The 22,842-nt window shown below is 60.6% G+C and carries 18 protein-coding genes and 1 pseudogene; 7 read left to right on the top strand and 12 right to left on the bottom strand.

Annotated features, from left to right (window positions below):
- Positions 1 to 2,363: efflux RND transporter permease subunit (locus tag SJY36_RS17000; protein ID WP_386176682.1), on the bottom strand; the 2,363-nt coding region annotated here is incomplete at its 3' end.
- On the bottom strand, positions 2,360 to 3,568 hold the full coding sequence (locus SJY36_RS16995; protein ID WP_386176681.1) for an efflux RND transporter periplasmic adaptor subunit: 1,209 nt from the start codon (positions 3,566 to 3,568) through the stop codon (positions 2,360 to 2,362). The genes SJY36_RS17000 and SJY36_RS16995, both read right to left, overlap by 4 nt.
- Positions 3,569 to 3,941: 373 nt before the next feature.
- Here SJY36_RS16995 and SJY36_RS16990 point away from each other — a divergent pair, with 373 nt between their 5' ends.
- Positions 3,942 to 4,622, top strand: coding sequence for a TetR/AcrR family transcriptional regulator (locus tag SJY36_RS16990; protein WP_386176680.1), 681 nt, complete (start codon positions 3,942 to 3,944; stop codon positions 4,620 to 4,622).
- Between the two features lie 168 nt (positions 4,623 to 4,790).
- On the opposite strand, the gene SJY36_RS16985 is transcribed toward SJY36_RS16990, so the two are convergent.
- The 6 genes from SJY36_RS16985 to SJY36_RS16960 form a co-directional block, all read right to left on the bottom strand.
- A complete protein-coding gene (locus SJY36_RS16985) occupies positions 4,791 to 6,098 on the bottom strand; it encodes a TRAP transporter large permease subunit (RefSeq protein ID WP_386176679.1) in 1,308 nt (435 codons plus the stop codon).
- Entirely contained in the window at positions 6,098 to 6,604 is a 507-nt protein-coding gene (locus SJY36_RS16980) for a TRAP transporter small permease (protein WP_005848588.1), read from the bottom strand. Before SJY36_RS16980 ends, SJY36_RS16985 begins: the two co-directional genes overlap by 1 nt.
- A 57-nt stretch (positions 6,605 to 6,661) precedes the next feature.
- The gene (gene dctP / locus SJY36_RS16975; protein WP_386176678.1) at positions 6,662 to 7,672 is read right to left on the bottom strand and encodes a TRAP transporter substrate-binding protein DctP; all 1,011 of its coding nucleotides are present in this window, start codon (positions 7,670 to 7,672) and stop codon (positions 6,662 to 6,664) included.
- A gap of 78 nt (positions 7,673 to 7,750) precedes the next feature.
- Entirely contained in the window at positions 7,751 to 8,341 is a 591-nt protein-coding gene (gene leuD / locus SJY36_RS16970) for a 3-isopropylmalate dehydratase small subunit (RefSeq protein WP_386176677.1), read from the bottom strand.
- Positions 8,338 to 9,735, bottom strand: coding sequence for a 3-isopropylmalate dehydratase large subunit (leuC, locus tag SJY36_RS16965; protein ID WP_386176676.1), 1,398 nt, complete (start codon positions 9,733 to 9,735; stop codon positions 8,338 to 8,340). The genes leuD and leuC overlap by 4 nt, the downstream gene beginning before the upstream one ends.
- Positions 9,732 to 10,547, bottom strand: coding sequence for a GntR family transcriptional regulator (locus tag SJY36_RS16960; protein ID WP_306285838.1), 816 nt, complete (start codon positions 10,545 to 10,547; stop codon positions 9,732 to 9,734). Before SJY36_RS16960 ends, leuC begins: the two co-directional genes overlap by 4 nt.
- On the opposite strand from SJY36_RS16960, the gene SJY36_RS16955 reads away from it, so the two are divergent.
- The 6 genes and pseudogenes from SJY36_RS16955 to SJY36_RS16930 all read left to right on the top strand — a co-directional run bounded on the left by SJY36_RS16955 (position 10,548) and on the right by SJY36_RS16930 (position 17,820).
- Positions 10,548 to 11,255 carry a tautomerase family protein gene (locus tag SJY36_RS16955; protein ID WP_386176675.1) on the top strand — a complete coding sequence of 236 codons (708 nt, stop codon included), beginning with the start codon at positions 10,548 to 10,550 and terminating at the stop codon, positions 11,253 to 11,255.
- A pseudogene (locus SJY36_RS16950) lies at positions 11,252 to 12,947 on the top strand (hydantoinase B/oxoprolinase family protein). The gene SJY36_RS16955 and the pseudogene SJY36_RS16950 overlap by 4 nt, the downstream one beginning before the upstream one ends.
- Positions 12,944 to 15,010: a hydantoinase/oxoprolinase family protein gene (locus SJY36_RS16945; RefSeq protein WP_386176674.1), complete on the top strand. Its 2,067-nt coding sequence runs from the start codon at positions 12,944 to 12,946 to the stop codon at positions 15,008 to 15,010. Before SJY36_RS16950 ends, SJY36_RS16945 begins: the two are co-directional and overlap by 4 nt.
- Entirely contained in the window at positions 15,007 to 15,609 is a 603-nt protein-coding gene (locus tag SJY36_RS16940) for a cysteine hydrolase family protein (RefSeq protein WP_386176673.1), read from the top strand. Before SJY36_RS16945 ends, SJY36_RS16940 begins: the two co-directional genes overlap by 4 nt.
- On the top strand, positions 15,606 to 16,466 hold the full coding sequence (locus SJY36_RS16935; protein WP_386176672.1) for an oxaloacetate decarboxylase: 861 nt from the start codon (positions 15,606 to 15,608) through the stop codon (positions 16,464 to 16,466). Before SJY36_RS16940 ends, SJY36_RS16935 begins: the two co-directional genes overlap by 4 nt.
- Positions 16,453 to 17,820 carry an FAD-dependent oxidoreductase gene (locus SJY36_RS16930; protein WP_386176671.1) on the top strand — a complete coding sequence of 456 codons (1,368 nt, stop codon included), beginning with the start codon at positions 16,453 to 16,455 and terminating at the stop codon, positions 17,818 to 17,820. Before SJY36_RS16935 ends, SJY36_RS16930 begins: the two co-directional genes overlap by 14 nt.
- Positions 17,821 to 17,868: 48 nt before the next feature.
- Here SJY36_RS16930 and SJY36_RS16925 read toward each other — a convergent pair whose 3' ends face one another.
- From SJY36_RS16925 to SJY36_RS16910, 4 genes are all read right to left on the bottom strand, one after another.
- On the bottom strand, positions 17,869 to 18,633 hold the full coding sequence (locus SJY36_RS16925; protein WP_386176670.1) for an SDR family NAD(P)-dependent oxidoreductase: 765 nt from the start codon (positions 18,631 to 18,633) through the stop codon (positions 17,869 to 17,871).
- Positions 18,634 to 18,658: 25 nt separating this feature from the next.
- Positions 18,659 to 19,990, bottom strand: coding sequence for a histidinol dehydrogenase (gene hisD, locus SJY36_RS16920; RefSeq protein ID WP_386176669.1), 1,332 nt, complete (start codon positions 19,988 to 19,990; stop codon positions 18,659 to 18,661).
- A gap of 88 nt (positions 19,991 to 20,078) precedes the next feature.
- Entirely contained in the window at positions 20,079 to 20,858 is a 780-nt protein-coding gene (locus tag SJY36_RS16915; RefSeq protein ID WP_386176668.1) for an HpcH/HpaI aldolase/citrate lyase family protein, read from the bottom strand.
- Between the two features lie 21 nt (positions 20,859 to 20,879).
- The gene (locus SJY36_RS16910; RefSeq protein ID WP_386176667.1) at positions 20,880 to 22,784 is read right to left on the bottom strand and encodes a TRAP transporter permease; all 1,905 of its coding nucleotides are present in this window, start codon (positions 22,782 to 22,784) and stop codon (positions 20,880 to 20,882) included.
- Positions 22,785 to 22,842: the final 58 nt, after the last annotated feature.

The raw sequence follows: 22,842 nt of genomic DNA, 5'->3' as shown, positions 1-22,842 counted from the left end.
GTGACAAAGTTGGAAATCGGCACCAATCCGGCAGAGGTGGGAACGCGCAGGTTTCCAAGCTCTGACAAAGACCGTTCCTCGGCCGGGAAACGAACCCGGATATCCAGTTCTCCGTCCGCGTCCTCGGGACGATAATCCGCGACGGCGATCCCTTGGGTCAGCAGCTGCACGGCTTGACCCAGCAGGCTGACATCAGCGCCATATCGTGCGGCTTCCGCCCGGTTCACGCGGATGGACACCTCTACCCCCGGAAGCGGCAGCGTGTCGGTCACATCCGTAAAGCCGCCAATCTGCTCCATGATGGACAAGACCTGCGCGACAGCGTCGCCCTGAACCGCCGGATTGCGCGCCGCAATCTGAAGGTTGATCGGCTTGCCAGCGGTGGGACCGCCGCTTTCGGTCTGGACCTGTACATCAATGCCCGCAATGTCTGCGACATCACGCCGGATATCGGTGCCGATGGCTTCTGCCGCGCGCCGCCTGTCCCATTCGGTGAGCTCAAGCTGTATCGTACCGATGGTTTCTTCGCTGCCCTGCCCTGCGCTCATCGTTGATCGGGCATAGACGGTGGCCACTTCATCGTAGGCCATCAATCGCTGCTCGACCCTGCGCACCAACGCGTCACGTTCGTAGATAGAGAAGTTGTCACGGGCAAGCACCTGCACCTGCATGAACTCGGGCTCCACCGACGGGAAGAACGACAGGCCGGTGCCGAACTGCCCGTATAGACCAAAGCTGCCAAGCAGCATGGCAAGCGCCAGCAACGCCGTCGCACCGGGCCTGAGGATTGCCCATTCCAGCAGACGCACATAGGCCCCCGTCAGCCCGCCAATGCGCCGTGGGTCGCCTTTCTCAGCTTCCCTTAGCGCACGTTTGGCCGCCGCATTTTGCGGCTGGCGTTTCCCGATGAGGCCACCGAGTACAGGAATAAAAATAAGCGCCATGAAGAGCGACGCGAACAGGGTCAGGATCACGGTAATGGGCAGAAACTTCATGAACTCGCCGACCATGCCGGTCCAGAACAGCAGCGGGAAAAACACACTTAATGTCGTGGCGGTTGAGGCGATGATCGGCCACGCCATGCGCTTGGCGGCATAGGCGTAGGCCGTTTGCGCATCATCCCCCTCTTGCAGACGACGGTCCGCCAGCTCGACCGTTACGATGGCCCCATCGACCAGCATCCCGACGACCAAAATCAGCGAAAAGAGAACCACGATATTCATCGTGAACCCCATCGCCCAAAGCGCCGTTACGCCGACTAGAAACGCCCCCGGAATGGCAAGACCGACAAGGATCGCCGACCGAAGGCCAAGGGCAGCCACGATGACGATCATAACAAGCAAAACCGCTGCAATGACGTTTGCCTCCAGGTCGCTCAACAACGTCTCTACCTGCTCGGACTGATCTTGCAGGTAGGTTACCTCGATGCTTGCGGGCCAATCCTTACGCAGCTCTTCCAGCGCAGCACGCGTGGCTGCGACTGTTTCGATGATGTTGGCACCCGACCGTTTTTTTACCTCAAGCGCAAGCGCCGGTTGCCCGTCGATGCGCGCATAGCCCGTCGGATCTTGGAAGGTGCGGCGGACGGTTGCTACGTCTTCGAATGTCACCACCGTATTTCCGCGCACCTTTACCGGAATTTCCATGACGTCTTGCAGGTCCTCGATCAGGCCCGGGACCTTGAGCACGATGCGGCCGCCCCCCGTCTCAATGGCCCCCGCCGCAATCAAACGGTTGTTCCGCTGAAGCTGGCCGATCAGCTCATCGAAGCTCAGGTTGTAGGTTTGGAAAACCGTCGGGTCGATCAGCACCTCAAGGAATTCATCCCGCGCGCCGCCAATTTCGACCTCGAGCACGCCGGAAAGCCCTTCGATGGCTTCTTGAGCATCATCGGCGATAGCGTTCAGCGTTCTTTCTGGCACCGGTCCCGAAATGAGCGCGGTGATAATCGGGAAGAGCGCGGTGTTGATCTCTGTCACCGTGAGGTCATAGGCGTCTTCGGGCAAATCGCCCTCGACCCTGTCTGCGGCTTCCCGGACTTTGCGCAGCGCTTCGTCGATGTCTCCGCCGGGGGTGAACTCCAGCTGGACATTCGCATAGCCTTCGGATGCGTTGCTTTGTATCTTTTCAAGCCCGGCAATAGCGGCGAATTCGGATTCCATCGGCTCGATCAGCAGGCGTTCGGCATCAGACGGGCTGATCCCTTCAAGGCCCGTAGAGACGTAAACAAGCGGTAAAGGCACCTCGGGGTTGGCTTCTTTAGGGATGGCGACATAGGCGACCGCGCCTACCCCCAAGAGCATCAAAAGCACCATCAGAACGACACGGCCACGCGAGAATGCGGCGTCAATAATCGTATTCATTCCTGCTGCCCTTCGTCGCCAGCCGCGTCACTATCTGGAATGGGAAGCGCGGGCTGCCCATCTTGAGGGGTGCTATTTTCCTCACGGTCATCCGCCTTGGTCTGCAACGACGGTGCCACCTTTTCGCCTTCGTTCACGAAACCCTGACCGACAGTGATGATCCGCACCGCGTCCGACAGGCCGCTTACATACAGGCCATCGATCTCTGCTCGCACGATGCGAATGGGGGTGAATACGACCGTATCATTCTCATCAACGGTTTTGACGCCCAAGCGCCCCTCTGGGCTAAGCGATATCGTCGAGGGCTGGACGAAATGCGCGCTTGTTGACCCCGTCGGGATCCGGATTTCGGCGGAAATACCGGCGGGAATGGCACCGTCTTCGTTAGGCACGGTGATCTTGGTGAGGAATGTGCGGGTTTCGGCATTTGCAGCTGTGCTGACAAAGCTTACCGTGCCTTCACGCTCTTCTCCGGTAATGAAATTCACCGTCGCCGTCTGGCCGCTTTTGATCTGACCAAGCGCCTGTTGTGGCACCTGCAATGCGACCGTCAGCGGCCGATTATCAACGATGCGCCCGACTTCGGCACCCGCTTGAATAAACTCACCCGCATCAAGTGACAGCTCTTCGACACGTCCGGTGAACGGGGCCGTGATAACAAGTGCCTCTATCGCCTCTTGCGCTGCGGTCACAGACGCCTCGGCGGCGGCAAGCGTGGCGCGTGCTTGGCTGACCCGATCGGCAGTCGCTACCCCTCTGTTCAATAGCTCAGTTGCGTTTTTGAACTCTCGGTCCGCACGGGCGAATTCTTCGCGTGCCCGAGATAGATCGGCTTGAGCCCTCGTCGCAGAGAGCCGAGCGATCACCGCGCCGCCCTCGACCTCTTCCCCCTCCATCACCAAGACATCTACGACGTCGCCTGACGCCTCTGCTCGGATCGACGTATCGCGGTCAGGTTGCGCTTGCCCTTCCGCCTGAAAGAATAACGTGACCTGTTGAGGCGTCGACTTTTCAACCGCCACGGCAACGGGCTTGGCGGGGGCAGTTTCAGCTTGCTCTGCGTCTTCGTTACCCGAGGGCAGGATATACCCGCTGCCCATCCAGCCGACGATGGCGACAACCAAAGCCGCAGCAATCCATGCCGACCGCGACGCGCCTTTATCGTCCTCGAAAGACAATTGCTCTTTGTTTTCGCTGTCGCTCATTTTCAGTTGGCCTTCACTCTTACACACAGGGTTCCTTTTCAGACATGCATACCATGTAGGCCGTCGTTCAAAGAGGTCGCATCATATAACGCTTTTTAGAAACAGACCAGCAGTCTGTAACGAGAAATAGACGGCGTGCATGAAACGTCAATATGACCTCAAGCATTCAGTGATCCTACCGCTGAAACGAAGCGCAATCGCGATGGATCAAACGCGCTTTGCTCAACACGTACGACCGCCTTCATCATTTAGATGCTCATGGGTCTTGAACGATGAATGACACGGGCCTAAGTGTTTACCGACCATCGATCTGTATTGCTATGGAGACGTCGCATTGGCAAAGGGCGATACAAAAAGAGATAGCCGCGTGCGTATGGCGCCAGCGGTAAGGCGAGACCGTATCCTTGATGCGGCCCAAGCGCTGTTTATGGAGCGGGGCTGGGATGCCGTGACAATCGCGGATGTTCAGGAAGCGGCAGGCATTTCACGCGGCGGTTTCTACCACCACTTTGCCGCAAAAGAAGACCTGCTGACCGGCCTTATCGCACGCATGACGGAACAGGCGATCCACGCCACTGACGCCGCATTGAGCCAGAACAACGGCGATGCATTGGTCCAGTTGAACGGTTTGCTGGATGGCGCGGCGCAATGGACGGCCGACAACGTCAACGAACTGCGCGGTTTCGTGCAAATTTTCGCTCGACCCGGCAACGAGATCCCCTACCGCCGGATCTGTGACGCCGAGGCGGCGGTCGTGATGCCGGTCCTTAAAACCATCATTGAAGCTGGTATTGCTGAAGGGACATTCGATCCCGTTAATGCAGGGCTGACCGCAGAGCTGATGTTGAGCCTTTCGCAGAGCCGTCGAGAGGTTCTGATCGAGGTCTTTGACCTGGCGAGCGCGAAGGATCTTGACGCGGCAGTTGACACACTTGACCGGCGTCTTCGATCTGAAGGTGAAATCTGCGACCGATTGCTCGGACTACCCTCGGGTAGCGTCGCCCTGTCAAACCGCGCCGAATACCGTCGAATGCTGGCCGGCTTGGTCCAGTAGCGGCGGAATAGAGGTCGAGGTGAAGGCTTCGACAGAGCAGAAACCGAACGGCGCGGCGATGAAGTGCCCCCCGCCCTTGAAGACAAAGGCAAGATGGGGTGGATCTTGAACGTTGTAGAACGCGACGATCTGACACGCGATGCGCGCGTTTGCAGCGCGATGCTCCGACTACATCCCGGGCAGCCACAGCGCCAGTTGCGGGAACAGGATCAACAAGAACACCAGCAGCACCGAGCATCCCATATAGGGGAAGGCAGATCCGTAGATCTCGCGCATGGTTGTGCCTTTGGGGGCGACGCCCTTCATAACGAAAAGCAATAACCCGAAGGGCGGTGTGGTAAAGCTGATCTCGAGCGCGAGCAGGATCACCAGACCGAACCACACCGGATCAAATCCCAGCGTTGTGGCGAGAGGGAAAAAGATCGGTACGGTCAGCAACATCATTGAGATCTGCTCCATGAACATACCCAGCAGCAGCAAGACCCCGAACATCACCAGCAGCATCGCCACAGGGGCCAGATCAAACGATGTCGCCCATCGGATCAACCCGCTGGAGGCGCCGGAAAACGCCAGCAACTGGCTGAAGGTGGCCGACCCAAAGACGATGAGATAGGCCATCAGGGTCACCCGCATCGCGCCGATCACCGATTTCTTCATCGCTTCCCATGTGAGGCAACGGAAGGCTACGGCCAAGATCAATACGCCAAGCGCCCCGAATGCCGCGGCCTCGGACGGGGTGATCAGCCCGCCCACCATGCCAATCACGATCACGACCATGACTGACAGCATGGGCACCACATCGCCGAACAACAGGCGCATCTTCTGGCCAAAGCGCAGGTCTTCAACCTCGTATGCAGGGGCGGCGTCGGGATCGATCCGGGTCTGAATGTAGATCGTCGCTATATAGAGGCTGGCAAGGATGAGCCCCGGAATGATCCCCGCGATCAACAATGCACCCACATCGATCCGCGCCAAGGTTGCCAACAAGACGGCCAGCGCCGAAGGCGGGATGATAATCGCCAGACCACCCGTGCCAAGGATCGGACCGATGGACATATGCTTTTTATACCCGCGTTCCGTCATTTCGGGCACCATCAGGCTGCCCAGCAACGCGGTGGAGCCCATGGACGAGCCAGACAGCGTTGAAAACGCCGTGCCGCCCAGAACCGTGACATAGGACAGCCGCCCCGGCAGCTTGCCGAGCAACCGGTCTATGGCGTTGAACATGCGGCTGCCCAAACCGGTGTAGAAAAAGATTTCGCCCATTAGCAAGAACAACGGGATCGGCACCAGCGCATAGTTGGTCAGCCCGCCGAACCCATTGTTCAGCAGCAGCGTGACCCCTTTGGCACCGCCCATAAAGAACCACGCGCCGACGATATTGGCTGCGAGAAAAGCCAAGGCAACCGGCATTCCAATCGCCATCAGCACCAGAATAGAGCCCAGCAAAAGGGCCAGCGATTCAAACCATTCCATTATTCATGCACCCCTGCTTCGCCGGAGTGCATCAGGTCATCGCCAAAAACAAATCGGGAAAATTCAATCGCCATCAGGCCAAAGCTGACCGGAAAGGCCAGCGTCAGTATCCATTTCGGAAAGTAATACGCACGCACATCCAGATCATTGCGCGCGATATTGTTCAGGCAAAGCTCTGCCCCTTTCCAGGCCAGTATCAAGGACACGACAACACAAAGCACCGCGACCAACCGGCTGACAAAACGGCGTGCTGCCTCGGGCAGCGCGGCGGTCACCAATTCGATATGTACATGCCCCTTCTCGCGCACCAGCCAAGGTGCGCCGAGCATGGTCATATAGAGGATCGCGTATTCAGAAGAGGTAAAGAGCCACGCAAAAGGCTGCATCCCGCTGTTGCGCATCACCACTGACAGAATGACCGAAATCATCAGCCACACCAGCATGGCCCCGGCAATCCCCGCCATCGCGTAAAGGAAGCCTCTGTAAATTTGTCCGACACGCGCCATGGCTGCCCCTTTTGAACGAAAGCAGGCGCGCCCCATCAAGAGCGCGCCAGATGTGGCTTACTGATTTTTCTGCGCGTCGTAGAACAGTTCGATCAGTTTGTCGTAGTTCCCGTCGCCTTGGGGGCTTTCGGCCATCAAGCCCTTCATCCGGTTCCACGTATTCTCTGTCGCGGCTGACAGATAGTTTTGCGCCGCTTCACCTTCCAGCGTCACAACGGTCATGCCTGCCTCTTCGAGCTTGGCAAAGTCTTCATCACGCACCGCGCCCAGCTTCTCGGCCGAGGCTTTCTCGTGCTCGATCGCCACGTCTTGCAGGATTTTGCGCGCCTCGTCCGAGAGGGAGTTCCACTTGTCGAGGTTCACAATCGTGCCGAGATCGGTCGAGAAGAAGCAGGGTTCGATCCGGTAGTTCAGGAACTCGTTCCACTTCAGGTCAATCAGGCCGATCTGTGTCCAGCCTGTCGCATCGACCACGCCACGTTCCAGCGCAGAATAAACCTCGGTTGTGGGCAGATCGATCACCTGCGCGCCCAGATAGTCGGTGAAGAAGGCGTTATAAACCGCGTTGCCGCGCAGCTTGAGCCCCGACACATCCAGGTTCCCCTCTGCGTCAAGGCTGGGCTCGTTACGGGTCCACAGGTTGTAGCATACGCCGGAATCGAACCACCCGAGGTATTTGACGCCCATCTTCTCTTGGTGGATCTGGTCGATCAGTTCCAACCCGCCATTGGCGCGGGTTTCGACCGCCGTCAGGTTAGATGTGACCAGCGCGTCTTTTTCAGGCAGAGCCCCTGCGTAAAAGCTACCCGGCGTATAGACCATATCGACCACACCCGACCGGACGGCATCGGGCTGCTGGAACATGCCAATGGCTTCGGGGCCACCGCGCACTTCGATCTGCACAACGCCTTCACCGGCGGTGTTCACCTTGTCCACAAATTCAAGGAACGACTTGGTATAGATCAGGGATTCAGGAAAAGCGTGCACTGCGGTCAGCGTTTCTTGCGCAAAAGCCGCCGTGGTCAACGCCGTCGAGGCGAGGATACCGCCAAGGATTGTCTGTTTCATCGTATGTACTCCCGGTTGGTGGGGCTGTTGGACCCCGTTATGTTGCCGTCCTGTCCCTCTTGCGGGGATCAGCACGTCTTAGGATGCGGGCACTGCCCACGGGTGCGCGGCAAACCGTGCCGTGCGAAAATCTTTGATGCGGTCGTTATGCTGGGCGGTCAGGTCGATATCATCCCAACCGTTCACCAGTTTCTCTTGCCAGACGGGGTCCAGCTCGAAGGTCAGGGTATGTCCCGCGATCACCGCTACACATTCTTCAAGATCCACTGTCGCGCTGACAGCATCGATGCCGATCGCGTCCAGCAGGGCGTTAATCTCTGCCTCGCTCACACGGGCGGGTAGCAGGCCATTGTTGACGGCATTGCTTTGGAAGATGTCACCAAAGCTTGGGGCAAACACGGCCCTGATCCCGAAATCAACCAGCGCATAGACCGCCGCCTCGCGGCTTGAGCCGCTGCCGAAGTTGCGCCGCGTGATCAACACATCTGCCCCCGCATGGCGATCAAGCACATGATCCACCGCATCCTGACGCAAGTCGTGCAACAGGAACTTGCCATAGCCGTCAGCCCGCGGTGCCGACATAAAGCGCGCCGGAATGAGCTGATCGGTATCGACGTTTTCCTGTGGCAGCGCGACGGCGGTGCCATTGATCTGTGTCCAGCCGGTCATGTGCGTCCCTCCAGCAGCGGGCGTACATCGGCGAGATGTCCGGTAACTGCGGCGGCGGCGACCATGGCGGGGCTCATCAGATGGGTCCGCGCCCCGCGTCCCTGACGGCCCTTGAAGTTACGATTGGTCGAAGACGCGCAGCGTTTGCCCGCCTCGACCCGATCACCATTCATGCCGACACACATCGAACAGCCCGACGCGGCCCATTCAAGCCCCGCTTGGGTAAAGACGTCGGCCAGCCCTTCGGCTTCGGCCTGCTTTTTGACCTGCGCCGATCCGGGCGACACCAACCCCGGCACGACGGCCTTGCGCCCCGCAAGTACTTTGGCGGCAAGGCGCAGGTCTTCGATCCGGCCATTGGTGCACGATCCGATAAACACCTGATCGACCGTTATTTGGTCCAGCGGCAGCCCCGGTTCCAGCGCCATATACGCAAGCGCCGCGCGCGCCTGCGCCTGTTTGCTGCCCGCCAGCTGTGCCGGATCAGGTACATGTCCGGTGATGGGCAGCGCGTCTTCGGGGGAGGTGCCCCAGGTCACGGTTGGCGCAATATCACTGGCGTTGATTGCAACCTCGCGGTCGAAACGGGCGTCTTTGTCAGTCGTAAGCTCGGACCAGTCCCGCAGGGCCGCCTCCCAATCCGCGCCTTTCGGGGCAAAGTTACGCCCTTTGATGTACTCGAATGTCACCTGATCCGGGGCCACCAGCCCCAACCGCGCACCCCCTTCGATGCTAAGATTGCACAGCGTCAGGCGCCCCTCCATGCTTAACGCGCGGACAGCGGGGCCGGCATATTCAATCGCGTGGCCGCGTGCGCCATCGGCCCCCAGCTCTGCGATCCAGTGCAGCGCCAGATCTTTGGCCGTGACACCGGCCCCCAACGCGCCGTCCACGGTGATCCGCATCGTTTTGGGGCGTTGTTGCCAGATTGTCTGCGTCGCCAAAATATGCGCCACCTCTGTCGCGCCAACACCAAAGGCCAGCGCACCAAAGGCCCCATGGGTAGAGGTATGGCTGTCGCCGCAATTGATCAGCAGCCCCGGCAAGGTCAGCCCCTGTTCGGGGCCGATGACATGCACAATGCCCTGCCCCGGATCCCGTAGATCGAATAGCCGGATGCCCTGCGCGTTGGCGTTGCGCCCCAATGTGTCGATCATGCGCCGGATATCCGCCGCCATCTCGCCGGCGCGGGTGGGGGCATAGTGATCGACGACCCCAAAGGTCAGATCCGGTGCCGCGACCTTCATGCCGCGGCTCTCCAGTTTCACAAATGCGTGGTGCGATCCTTCGTGCACCAGATGTCGATCGACCCAGAGCAGCGACGTGCCATCATCGCGCCGCATCACCTCATGTGCGGCCCAAAGCTTGCCAAAGAGGGTCTGCGGCGCGGTCATTCTGCGGCACCCTTCCGGCCCGGTTTCACCACCGGCTCCCAATGACGCGCCTCGCCCGCGCCGACACGGCTCAGCGCCATTTCAAGGCGGAACATATCGGGGCGATAGAGCGCAGAGAGGTATTCTACCCCACGTCCATCCTCATCCTTGACCACACGGTCCAGCGACAGCAGCGGCGCGCCGACACTGACCCCGAGGGCATCCGCCACATCGGGCGACGCAAGGGTCGCGCTAACCGTTTGATGGGCTGAATCAACCTTGACGCCAGACCGCTCTAGCAAGCGGAAAAGTGGCGTCGTCGCCAGCTCTGCCTCGGTATAGTTATGTGCGATATCTTCGGGCACCCAAGTGGTCAGGTGGGAAAACGGCTCCCCTTCCACCAACCTCAGACGCACCGCAACCTGTACACGCGCTTGCGCATCCAGCCCCATCGCGGTGGCCACACTGCCCGGCGCGGTACCGTAGCTAAATGACAACAGCCGCGCGGTTGTGTTCTGCCCCATCTCGACCAGCTGCGGCATCAATGTATTGAAATCAGCGGCAAGTGCCGGCTGGACCTTCGGCGCGCAAACAGTCGTCCCCGATCCGGCACGGCGCGAGATCAGCCCGTCACCTTCCAGCGCATCCAGCGCACGGCGCACGGTTACCCGCGACACATCAAGCGTTACCGCCAGCTTTTGCTCGCCGGGCAAAACCGCACCGGCAGCGTAGACGCCGCGCATGATCTCTTCGTGCAGATGCAGGTAAACGCGCCGCGCCTTACCCCCTTCGGGAAGCCCCCTGCCCTTCGAAGATGTGCTTTGAAGTGTCATTTGAATCCTTCCAATCCCTTCCAACCCTACAAAGAGTTTTTTCAAAAGCAAGAAATCTATCTGCCAAAAATCAAATTATTTGATCTATGCACATTTAATTATCTGTATTACAAAAAATACAGATCTGACGCAGGAGGCATCATGCCGATCATCGAGATTCATGTGCTGCAAGGGTATGACGCAGCCCAGAAAACAAGGCTGTGCAAGGCGCTGACCAATGCCGCACGCACGGTGATTCCCGCGACACCGGACGCGGTGACAGTGATGATCAAGGAAATGCCCGCCACCGACTATATGCGCGGCGGTCAGCACCGGTCGCCCGCCCCCGCCCTGCCGGATGCCCCATCAATGGTGGCGCGATACCTGCGCGCGATGGAGCAGCGCGACATCGCTACCGCCCACACGCTTTTGGGCGACGGGTTCACTATGCACTTCCCCGGTGCCGCGCCTATGACAGAGCTTTCGGACCTGCTGAAGTGGGCCGCGCCGCGCTATCGCTTCGTCAAGAAAACCATCGCCTCGATTGACCTTGCGCCCGGCGACGGGCCGGCCACGGTCGTCTATTGCCACGGCATGCTGTCAGGCGAATGGCCCGACGGGACCGCATTTTCCGATATTCGCTTTATCGACCGCTTCGAAGTCACCGACGGCTTCATCACCCGCCAAGACGTCTGGAATGACATCGCAGAAACAAAGGCCCAACCATGACCCAAGACATCGACCCGATTACACTGGCCGTTCTGGCCGGACGGATGGAACAGATTGCCGACGAAATGGACGCAACCCTGTTCCGCGCCGCGTTTAACCCGATCATCGCCGAAGCACATGATGCCTCGCACGGGCTCTATCATGCGGTGTCGGGCGACACGCTGGTGCAGGGGAAATCCGGGCTGCCGATCTTTGTCGGGGGTGATGTCATTTGCCGTGAAGGCGGTGATCGACAAAGCGGCCGAAAATGGCGATCTGGAAGACGGCGACATCTATATCTTCAACGATGCCCACTTGGGCGGCACTCATCTGTCTGACATGCGGTTGGTGCGCCCCTATTTTCACGACGGCAAACTGTTTTGCTATCTCGCCTCGGTCGGGCATTGGCATGATGTGGGCGGCGCGGTGCCGGGCAACTACAACCCTGCGGCAACCGATGCCTTCCAAGAAGCCTTTGTCCTGCCCCCTGTGCGTCTGGCCAAGGCGGGCAAGGTCCAGACCGACATTATCGACATCCTGATGCGCAACACCCGCCTGCCGCAATCGGCCCAAGGCGATCTGAACGGCCAGCTCGGCGCGCTCGATCTGGGCAAGAAGCGTCTGGACGAGCTGCTGGCGGAATACGGTGCCGACACTGTGCGCGCGGCATTGGATGCGTTGCAGGACCGCGCCGAAACCCTGATGCGGACAGAGCTGACAGACCTGCCTGATGGCCGGTGGGAGGCAGAGGATTTCTTGGATAACTACGGCATCACCGACACGCCGCTGCCGATCAAGGTCGCGCTCGAGATCAAGGGCGATCAGATGCTGCTGGATTTCACCGGCACGGCAGACCGCTGTGCAGGGCCGGTCAATATCGCGCTCCCCACAGCGGTGGCCACGGCCTATGTCGCGATCAAACATATCTTTCCCAGCCTGCCCGCCAACGCCGGTGTGATGCGCCCGATCGAGGTGAAGATCCCCGAAGGGTCGCTGCTGTCCGCCCCCTTCCCCGCACCGGTCGGCGGCTATACCGAAACGATCCTGCGGATGGTCGATGTGATCTTTTCCGCCGCGTCGCAAGCGGCACCGGACCGCGTGGTTGCCAACGCGTATGGTACGATCAACGCGCTGTCGATTTCGGGCAAACGCGCGAATGGTCAACCTTGGGTGATGTTCAGCTTTTACGGCGGCGGGCATGGGGGCTCTCCGGAAGGGGACGGGCTGAACCACGGCAATGCGCCGATTTCCACCGCGACCATCCCCCCGATGGAAATCCTCGAATCCGCCTATCCGGTGATGTTCAAGCAATGGGCGCTGCGCCCTGACAGCGCCGGTGCGGGTCAGCATCGCGGCGGCATGGGGGCCACCTACGAGATCGAAGTGCTTGAGGAATTTGCCACCGCCTTTCTGTTCGGCGAACGCGGACGCTTTGCGCCGAAAGGGGTTGCAGGCGGGGGCGACGCGGCGCTGAACTGTTTTGAGTACGAACAAGACGACGGCTGGCACGCCCCGCCCATGGCGTCAAAAATGGTGGGCATCAAGCTGCAACGCGGCCAGTCCGTACGGCTCGATACCCCCGGCGGTGGCGGCTATGGCGCGCCCGCAAACCGTGCGGCGGCCGATGTGGCCCGCGACGTGGCGGGCGGCCTGCTGACACCCGATTACGCGACACAGACCTATGGCCCAGACTGGAAAGAGGTGACCCAATGACCAGCGCAAACCGCATGATCGGCGTCGATGTCGGCGGCACCTTCACCGATATTTTCGTTCTGGACGAGGCGACAGGCAGCGCGCAGGTCGCCAAGGTTCCCACCTCGCGCCCCGACCAATCGGCGGGCTTTTTGTCGGGCATCGGATCGCGGGTCGATGATCTGTCGACTGTCTCTGTCGTGGTACATGGCACCACTGCCGGCACCAACGCGCTGCTGGAACGCAAAGGGGCCAAGATCGGCGTGATCACCACGATGGGCCTGCGCGACGTGCTGGAAATGCGCCGCCGTGACCGCCCGCGCACTTGGGGGCTGCGAGGGGACTTCACGCCCGTTGTCGATCGCGCCTTGCGGCTTGAAGTACCGGAACGGACGCTTGCCGATGGCACGATCCGTCAGGCGGTGGACCTCGACGCGGTGCAAGCCGCCGCGCAAGAGCTGCTGGATCAGGGGTGTCTTGCCTGTGCGATCCTCTTTGCCAACAGCTATGCCAATGCCGAAAACGAAAGGCTGGCGGTCGAGGCCGTGCGCGCCATGTGGCCGAATGCCCATGTCTCGGCCTCAAGCGAAATTCTGCCCGAGATCCGCGAATTTGAACGGTTCTCTACCACCGCGTTGAACGCCTATCTGCAACCCGAAGTCTCGGGCTACCTCGCGCGGCTTGAAACCGCGCTGAAAGACGACGGGTTTGCAGGCGAGTTCATGATCGTGCAGTCAAATGGCGGGGTGATGGATGCGGCGACCGCGGCGCGTCTGCCCGTGCGTACTGCGCTTTCGGGTCCGGCAGCGGGGGTCATCGCCGCGGGATACATCGCCGAAGCCGCCGGTTTTCCCGATATCATCACCGGCGACATGGGCGGCACCTCTTTCGATGTGAGCCTGATCGCCAAGGGCCAGTCGATGCTGTCGCAACAGACGTCGATCGACTTCGGCATGGTGGTCCGGTCCCCCATGATCGAGATTACGACAATCGGCGCGGGCGGTGGCTCTATCGCTTGGGTCGATAAGGGCGGCTTGCTGAACATCGGGCCGGAAAGCGCCGGGTCCACCCCCGGCCCTGTCGCCTATGGTCAGGGAAACACGCGCCCCACTGTGACCGACGCCAATGTCGTTCTGGGCCGTATTGATCCCGACAACCCCATCGGCGGCAAGCTGGACCGGCTGGACGTGGAGGCGGCAAAAGCCGCGATCCTTGAACATGTGGGCACCCCCCTTGGGCTGGACGCCCTGCAAGCCGCCGAGGCGATCTTGCGCGTTGCCAACAGCCGCATGGCCGGCGCGCTGCGTCTTGTTTCTATCGAACGCGGGTTTGATCCAAAACGCTTTGCGTTCATGCCCTTTGGCGGCGGCGGCGCCTTGCATTCCGGTGCCATGATGGCAGAGGTCGGGCTGGCGCGGTCCATCGTGCCGCGTTACCCGGGGGTAACATCTGCCATGGGCTGCGTCATCGCGGATATGCGGCAAGACTTTGTGCAAACCATCAACTCCACCCTGTCGGGCATCGACCTTGGGGCGCTGACCGGTTTCATGCAAGGTCACGTCGATGACGGGCTTGCCACGCTTGAAGCCGCGCGCACCCATTTTGAACGGCGCGATACGGAGTTCACGCTTGATATGGCCTATCTCGGCCAGACACATACGGTATCGGTGACGCTGCCGGTGACAGTGACCGATGGCACAGTGACGCCCCCGACAGAGGACGATATCTCGGCTGCGTTTGACAGCGCCTACCGCGCCACCTATGGACGGCTGCTTGAGAATGGCACGAGACGGGTGATCAACCTGCGCTCTGCCATTACGGGACGGCGCCCGCGCTTTGATCTGTCCACGCTCGCCCCTGTCGGCGGCAGCGTTGAAGACGCGCTGAAAGGCACGCGTCAGGTCCACTTTGACGGGCAGTGGCACGAGACGAAGCTTTATCACCGTCTTTCCTTGCCGGTCGGTGCCGAAGTCCCCGGCCCCGCAATCCTTGAACAACCTGACACAACCGTGTTGATCGAACCCGGACTGGTCGGCAAAGTCGACGCCTACGGCAACACTCTGATCGAAAGGGCCGCCGCATGACCCCTGCCACAACCGCTTTGCTGACCATCGACCTGCAAAATGATTTCCTGCATCCCGAAGGTGCCTATGGCCGTGCGGGTCAGGGGGCCGAGAGTATCCTCGCCCTGCCCGGCCGGATCGCGCCGCTCAAGGCGGCGCTGACCAAGGCGGGCGGCACCTATATCTCGGCGCAGTTCACGCTGGTACCGGGGCGCGATGACGAACCGCTGATCGCCGCGCACCTCAAGAAACTGCGCCCCTTCCTGACCAAGGGCGATTTTACCCCGGGCGGCTTTGGCCACGCGCTGGTAGATACGCTCGCCCCGGCGGATTTCACGATCGAAAAAGTCGCCTATTCCGCCTTTTACCAGACACGGCTTGAATATGTGCTGCGCGCGATGAAGATCGACACGCTGATCATCGGCGGGATCGTTACCAACGGCGGTGTCGCCAGCACCGTGCGGGATGCGCATCTGCGCGACATCCATACGGTGCTGCTGTCGGACGGTTGCGCCGCGTTCAAACAGGACGTGCACGAGGCGACCCTGACCTCGCTGGGGTCGGTGACGCAGGTGATGACCTGCGCCGAAGCCACCGCCGCTGTCGGAGGTGCCCAATGACCCTGCGCCGACGCCTGACCGCCCCCGATATTCTGATCGCCCCCGGTGTCTATGACGGGCTGACCGCCGCCCTTGCCACCGACGCGGGGTTCGAGGCGCTGTATCTTTCCGGTGCAGCGGTTGCCTATACCCGTTTGGGTCGCCCCGACATCGGGCTCAGCACCGCCTCCGAGATGACCGATACGATGGCGTTGATTGCCGATCGTACCGACCTGCCGGTGATCATGGACGCCGACACCGGTTTCGGCAATGCGCTGAACGCGCGGCGCACGATGCAAAGCTATGAACGCGCGGGGGCCTCTGCTTTGCAGGTGGAGGACCAGACCTACCCCAAAAAATGCGGCCATCTGTCTGATAAGTCGCTGATCCCGAAAGAGGAAATGGCCGGCAAGATCGCCGCCATGGCCGATGCACGCCGCCACGATACGCTTATCATCGCCCGCACCGACGCCATCGCGGTAGAAGGCTTTGACGCGGCGATTGATCGCGCGGGCTGCTATATCGACGCCGGTGCCGATGTATTGTTCATCGAGGCCCCCCGCGACAGCGGAGAGCTTTCGCGCATCGCCGATACCTTCAAGGGGCGTGTCCCGCTGCTGGCCAATATGGTGGAAGGCGGCGCGACCCCAATCTCTTCGGCGACCACGCTAGAGGATATGGGTTTCGATATCGTGATTTTCCCCGGCGGCATCGTGCGCGCTTTGGCGAAATCGGCGCAGGACTATTACGCGAGCCTGAAAGCAACCGGCTCTAACAAAGCGTTTTCCGACCGGATGCATGATTTCGACGGGTTGAATGCAGCGATTGGCACCCCCGAGATGCTGGCCCTTGGAAAGCGGTTCGATGGCAAATCCTGATGTCGTCGCCCCGCCGTCGGCTTTCGATTTTGAAGTCGAAACACTGATCATCGGCGCGGGTGCCTGCGACATGATCGCGGCGCTGGCGGCGCATGAGGCGGGTCAGGATGTGCTGCTGCTAGAGGCCGACCCGATCCCCACAGGCTCTACCGCGCTGAGCGCCGGGTTGATCCCCGCGGCAGGGACGCGCCTGCAAAAGGACGCGGGGATCAGTGACAGCCCCGACGGTTTTGCCACCGACATTCAGGCCAAGGCGCACCACGAAAACGACGATGCATTGGTCGCCGCGATGGCCCGCACCGCCCCTCACGTCATTGACTGGCTTGTCGAAACACATGGGCTGCCGTTCTCCCTCGTGCGCGACTTTGATTACCCCGGTCACAGCCAACGGCGGATGCACGGGCTGCCCTCACGGTCGGGGCGCGAACTGATCGATGCCATGCGCGCGCGGATCGAGGCGCTTGATATCCCGTTGATCTGCAACCGGCGTGCAACGCGGCTTTATGCTGCGGGCTTAACGCTCGCAGGGGCGCGGGTGGCGCTGCCTGACCAAAGCAGCGAGGATATAGGCTGCGACCGGCTGATCCTTGCGTGCAACGGGTTCGGCGGCAACCGCGCCATGATCGCCCACCACATGCCGGATATCGCGGACGCGATCTGGTTCGGCCATGACGGCAACCGCGGAGAGGCGATCAGCTGGGGCGACGCACTTGGCGCGCGCAGCCGTCATCTGGGGGCCTATCAAGGGCACGGCAATGTCGCCGACCCCCACGGCATCCTGATCACATGGGCTACGATCACCGAAGGCGGTTTTCAGGTAAACACCAGCGGCAAGCGGTTCTGGAACGAGGCGCAAGGCTACTCCGAAGCGGCCCGCGCTGTGCTGGCGCAGCCTGACGGCGTGGCATGGACCATATTTGACAGCCGTATCGCCGACATCGCCCGCCAGTTCGAGGACTTCAAGAACGCCGAGACCCAAGGGGCGGTGATCACAGGGGACACGGTCGAAACACTGGCGGCACAGGCCGGATTGCCCGCAGATGTTTTAGCGAAAACGATCACTGATATTCCGGCGGGCGGGCGTGATGCCTTTGGCCGCACATGGGGTGTTACGCCCCTTTCCGCCCCCTTCTGCGCGGTGAAGGTGACCGGCGCACTGTTTCACACACAGGGCGGGCTTGAGGTCGACCCGACGACGGCCAAGGTGCGCAGGGCAGAGGGTGGTACATTCGACAATCTATACGCCGCTGGCGGCGCCGCGTGCGGAGTCTCGGGCGCGGGCGACAGCGGCTATCTGTCGGGCAACGGCCTGCTCGCGGCCGTTACGCTCGGGTTCATCTCGGGGCGCGGATAGGGTTTTGCCACCATCCTGCCTCTCCCGTGTTCGTGAGCACTTTATCCCTTACTCGGCAGTCCAACCGCCATCGACCATCAAGGCTGTCCCCGTCACCATGGCAGAGGCATCGCTCGCGAGGTAGACGATCGAGCCCATGATATCTTCGATCTCACCGACGCGGCCCAGTTTGATTTTTTCTTCGATCCAAGCCCGACGCTTCGGATCGGATAAGGTTTGCTCCCCCAAAGGTGTGCGGATAAAGGTCGGGCATAGCGTGTTGATGCGCACCGCCTTTGGGCCCCATTCGATTGCCATCGCTTTCACCATCCCTTCCAAAGCGTGCTTTGATGCGCAATAGACCCCCCGATCGATGCCGCCGACGTGACCCATCTGACTGCTCACATGGATGATCGAGCCGGGACGGCCCGCTGCGATCATTTGGTCGGCGGCGGCTGTGGAAAGGAAATAGGCTGCCCGAAGGTTAACATTCATGACGGCGTCGAAATCCTCGGGTGTGGTGTCCAATGCAGGCCCGTGGCGGGCCATACCGGCTGAATTGACCACGATGTCGAACGCCCCATCGCCGGAAAATGCCGCGCGGGTGGCATCCACATCGGTGACGTCTAGCTCTTGCGTCTCGCAGCTCAGCCCTTCAGCCTCCATTGCCGCGTGCAACTCACCCAACGGTCCGGCCCTGCGCGCGGCGCAGACGACATGCGCCCCCGCCCTGGCCAAGGCCGTCGCGGCCCCCAGACCGATGCCAGAGGTGGCACCGGTCACAAACGCGCGTTTCCCCGAAAGGTCAAACCCGGCAAAGGACGGAAGTTGCATCAAGATCTCCTAGGTTAACAGTGGTCTATTCGGCCGCTTCGCGGTAGCCAGCGGCTGCGCCATACGGCACGTTCTCACCGCCATAGCGCCGCACGCGGACATTGCATTGTTCGGCGTGCCCCACAAAGCCTTCCAACATGCATAGACGCGAACCATAGGCCCCGACCATTGCTGCAGCCTCATCCGTCATAATCTTCTGATAGGAATGGGTCTTGAGGAATTTACCAACCCAAAGGCCCCCTGTATAGCGTCCCGCCTTATGCGTGGGCAGCGTGTGGTTGGTCCCGATCACCTTATCACCATTGGCGACATTGGTACGCGGGCCCAAAAACAGCGCGCCATAGCAGGTCATGTGTTCCAAGAACCAGTCATCACGATCCGTCATGACCTGCACATGCTCCGACGCGATATCATCGGCCACTTGCAACATCTCGTCGTAGGTATCACAGACGATCACCTCGCCGTATTCCTCCCAGCTTGTCTGGGCTGTGGCCGCGGTCGGGAGAATTTGGAGCAGTCGGTCAATCTCGGCCAGAGTGTCCTCGGCCAATTGACGCGAATTGGTCAGCAAAACGGCAGGAGAGTTATAACCGTGTTCCGCCTGCCCCAAGAGATCGGTCGCGCATAGTTCCGCATCCGCTGCTGTCTCATCCGCGATAACCATCGTCTCTGTCGGGCCGGCGAAGAGATCGATACCCACCCGTCCGTAAAGCTGACGCTTGGCCTCAGCGACGAAGGCATTGCCGGGACCAACCAGCATGTGTACCGGGTCGATCGTCTCTGTTCCAAGCGCCATTGCCCCGACCGCCTGGATCCCGCCCATGACATAGATCTCATCCGCACCGCCCAAATGCATCGCCGCAATAACAGCCGGGTTTGGTTTTCCGTTGAAGGGCGGCGTGCAAGCCACGATGCGCGGTACTTCGGCAACCTTGGCCGTGGCGACAGACATATGCGCGCTGGCGACCATGGGGAATTTCCCGCCCGGGATGTAGCAGCCCACGGATTGAACCGGGATATTCTTGTGCCCCAGAATAACCCCCGGAAGCGTCTCTACTTCGATGTCCGTCATGGAAGCGCGTTGCGCGCGGGCAAAATTCACGACCTGCTCTTGCGCAAACTGAATGTCCTGCAATTCCCGTGCGCTGAGCTGACCGATCAAGTCGTCAATCTCTTGCTGGCTTAGCCGGAACGTTTCCGGGCTGTAGCTGTCGAACTTTTCGCTCAATTCGCGCACCGCTGTGTCGCCGCGCGTTTCGATGTCCTGCAAGGTCTGCTCGACGACCGCACGGGTCTTGGCGTCGTCATCGGCGCGGGCAGCATCGGATTTGCCCTTCTTGAGGTAGGTAATTGTCATGGTTCGGTCCTTTGATCAGGCGCTGGCAGTGATAGGTCATTTCTAGGCTGACCCCACTGAGTTGCAATATTTTCCGAATGAATTGAAATTATTTCAATGCAATGTCAGCGCGCGCCTCTTTTTTGAAATCTTCGACAAGCGCTGCACCGCCCAATTGCATGAGCGTGTGTTCGGACCCCACGACAAAGAAGCTCCCGCCGGCGTCGCGGTGCACGTCTAGGGGCTCTGTCGGGGCGCAATAGAGTCCCGTGGCTGCCCCTGTCGCGGAAAGGATGTCCCGTGTCATCTTTGCCACTTCAGGCGCAAAGAAATCGGACAGACCATGAGAAACGGCTAAATCCGCGCGCCCGATAAAGAGCGCGTCTACGCCGTCTACATCCGCAATCTCACTGTAGTTGACCACACCGTCGGGGTCTTCAATCTGACAGATCAAGGCGACTTCACTTCGCGCGGCGGACAGGTGCTCTTTCAGGCAGCGGCCCGCATACTCGGCCGCCCGCGAGGTGCCGGCAAAACCACGCCCGCCGGGGCCGTAATTCACGGCGCGCGCCAGATCTTTGGCCTGCGCTGCGGTTTCGACATGAGGCACCATTACACCGGCCGCGCCGCCGTCCAGCACATTGAGCACCCAATCCGCTGTTGCCACTGGCACGCGCACCACGATGGGGCATCCTTCGGCCCGTCCGGCCATTGTCATGGCGTCTACAGTACCCCGATCAAAGGGCGCGTGTTCCGCATCGACGACCAGGAAATCGAACCCTGCCCGGGCCATGATCTCGATCACGATCGGATGCGGCGTTTTGATGAACGCCCCGACCATGGGCTCGCGCGCGACCAGCCGTGCCTTGAATTCAGCATTCGTCATCATTTCAAATATCCTCCATGGCCTTTAAGCCGCTTGCATTTCGATATTTTCCGCAGCGCCTGAGGCTTTGCGCGAGAAGAAAACCAAGACCCCGAACACAGCGACCGCTGCCGCCGTCGCCGACCAGGGCGGCATCAGGGCAAGCCCAATCGGCACGACCCAAAGCAGCCGCGACAGACCGCCCCAAGGCAGCCGCGCGCCGCCCAGAAGATGCGCAACGCCCAAGGCGAAAACGCCCCCTGACAGGATGGCACGCAAGATGTCTCCGGCTTCGCCACCGCCCAACATGCCGGGATAGGCGAGGAACAGCATCGGCAAGGCATATGCGGTCGCCCCAAGGCGCAACGTCTCGCCCGCGACCTTCATCCACGGGGCCTGCGCAATAGTCGCCGCAACGAAAACACCAAGGCAGACAGGCGGCGTGATGACCGACAGGGCCGCGTAGTAGAGCACGAACATATGCACCACGAGCGGATCAATACCCTGTTGGATCAGCGCCGGGGCGAAAACGGCCGCGACCATGACGTAGGCTGCCGATGTCGGCAGACCCATGCCCGCGATCAGGCAGACAATGGCCATAAGCCCGGCGATGAGCCAGATTTGCCCCTGCCCGATCGCCAAGACCGCTGCTGTTACCGCGACGCCAAACCCGGTGAGGTTGATCATGGCGACAAACACCTGTGCGCCGACCAGAAGGATACCGACAATGACAACACCTTTTCCGCCCGCTTCCAGTGCGCGAATGATAATGCCGATGACGGCACGGGGATCCTCACCGCTCGAGATCCGCGCGACAAGGACGGCCACCAACATGGCAATCATGCCGTAACAGGCCGTCAGCTCGACGGAATTGCCGTTGAGGACGCCAAATCCAAGCCCCAGCAAGGCGGCGACAATAGGGGCGAGCCGCGCAAAGGTCATGGCACCGCGCCAGTCAGGCAGGTCTTCAGACGTCACCGGACGAAAGCCCTGACGGCGCGCGATGACGTGAACTGTCGAATAGATGCCAAGGTAGAACAACAGTGCAGGCACAACCCCCGCAAGCGCGATAGACCAATAGTTCACGCCCACAAGCTCGGCCATGACAAAAGCGGCAGTCCCCATGATCGGGGGGGCGAGCTGCCCGCCGGTCGACGCGATAGCCTCTACCGCGCCGGCATAGGCTGGGGGGTATTTCAGGCGCTTCATCAGGGGAATGGTGAAGTTTCCGGTCGTCGCGACATTGGCGACGGTCGAGCCGTTGATCGCACCAAAGAAGCCCGATGCGAAGGTCGCGATTTTCGCCGCCCCACCGGGCCGGGAGCCACCCAAACGGGCCGAGAGGTCAAAGAATGTCTCGCCCGCGCCCGTGTGCAGCAAGATCGCGCCGAACAGCACAAATGCCGCCAGCGTCGTCGAGGCCACATTGACCAGCATACCCCATAGGCCACGATCGGAAAGGAAGATGATTTCAGTGAGATAGCCTGCGTCAAAGCCACGGTGCCCGAATTGTCCGGGGATCAAATAGCCGAAGAATGCATAGGTAACAGCCGCGATGACGATCAGTGGAAAAACCCAGTTGGAGCTGCGCCTTGCCAGTTCAAGCACACAGGCCAGTGTGCCGAACCCCATAACCATATCCCAACCGTTCGCCCAAGGCAGATCGTTCATAATGGTTTCGTAGTTGGCTATGATATAAACGCCTGACACCGTCACCACGCCGACAATTGCCGCATCGATCACGATACCAAGCGGGCGCAGGCGGCTGCCTTCGAAAAGCGGGTGCATCAGCACGGCCAGGGCGGTGATCATCATCACAAAGATCGCACGCTGCACGAGCGATTCAAACGGCCCGTTGAAGGAGGTGTAGAAAACAAACACCCCCAGAAGCACGGCAAGAGCCGCGATGGCGGTCTGTCGAAAATGAGCGAAGATCGGAAGATTATGCATCACGGCACCTTGGCGAAAATGGCAAATAGAGGGGCGACACGCGCCGCCCCTTTTGAAT

Source organism: Sulfitobacter sp. R86518 (assembly GCF_042466275.1).
Taxonomy (GTDB): Bacteria; Pseudomonadota; Alphaproteobacteria; order Rhodobacterales; family Rhodobacteraceae; genus Sulfitobacter; species Sulfitobacter pontiacus.
Note: the sequence above shows the minus strand (reverse complement) of the source record. Positions and strands in the feature narration are given on the sequence as shown.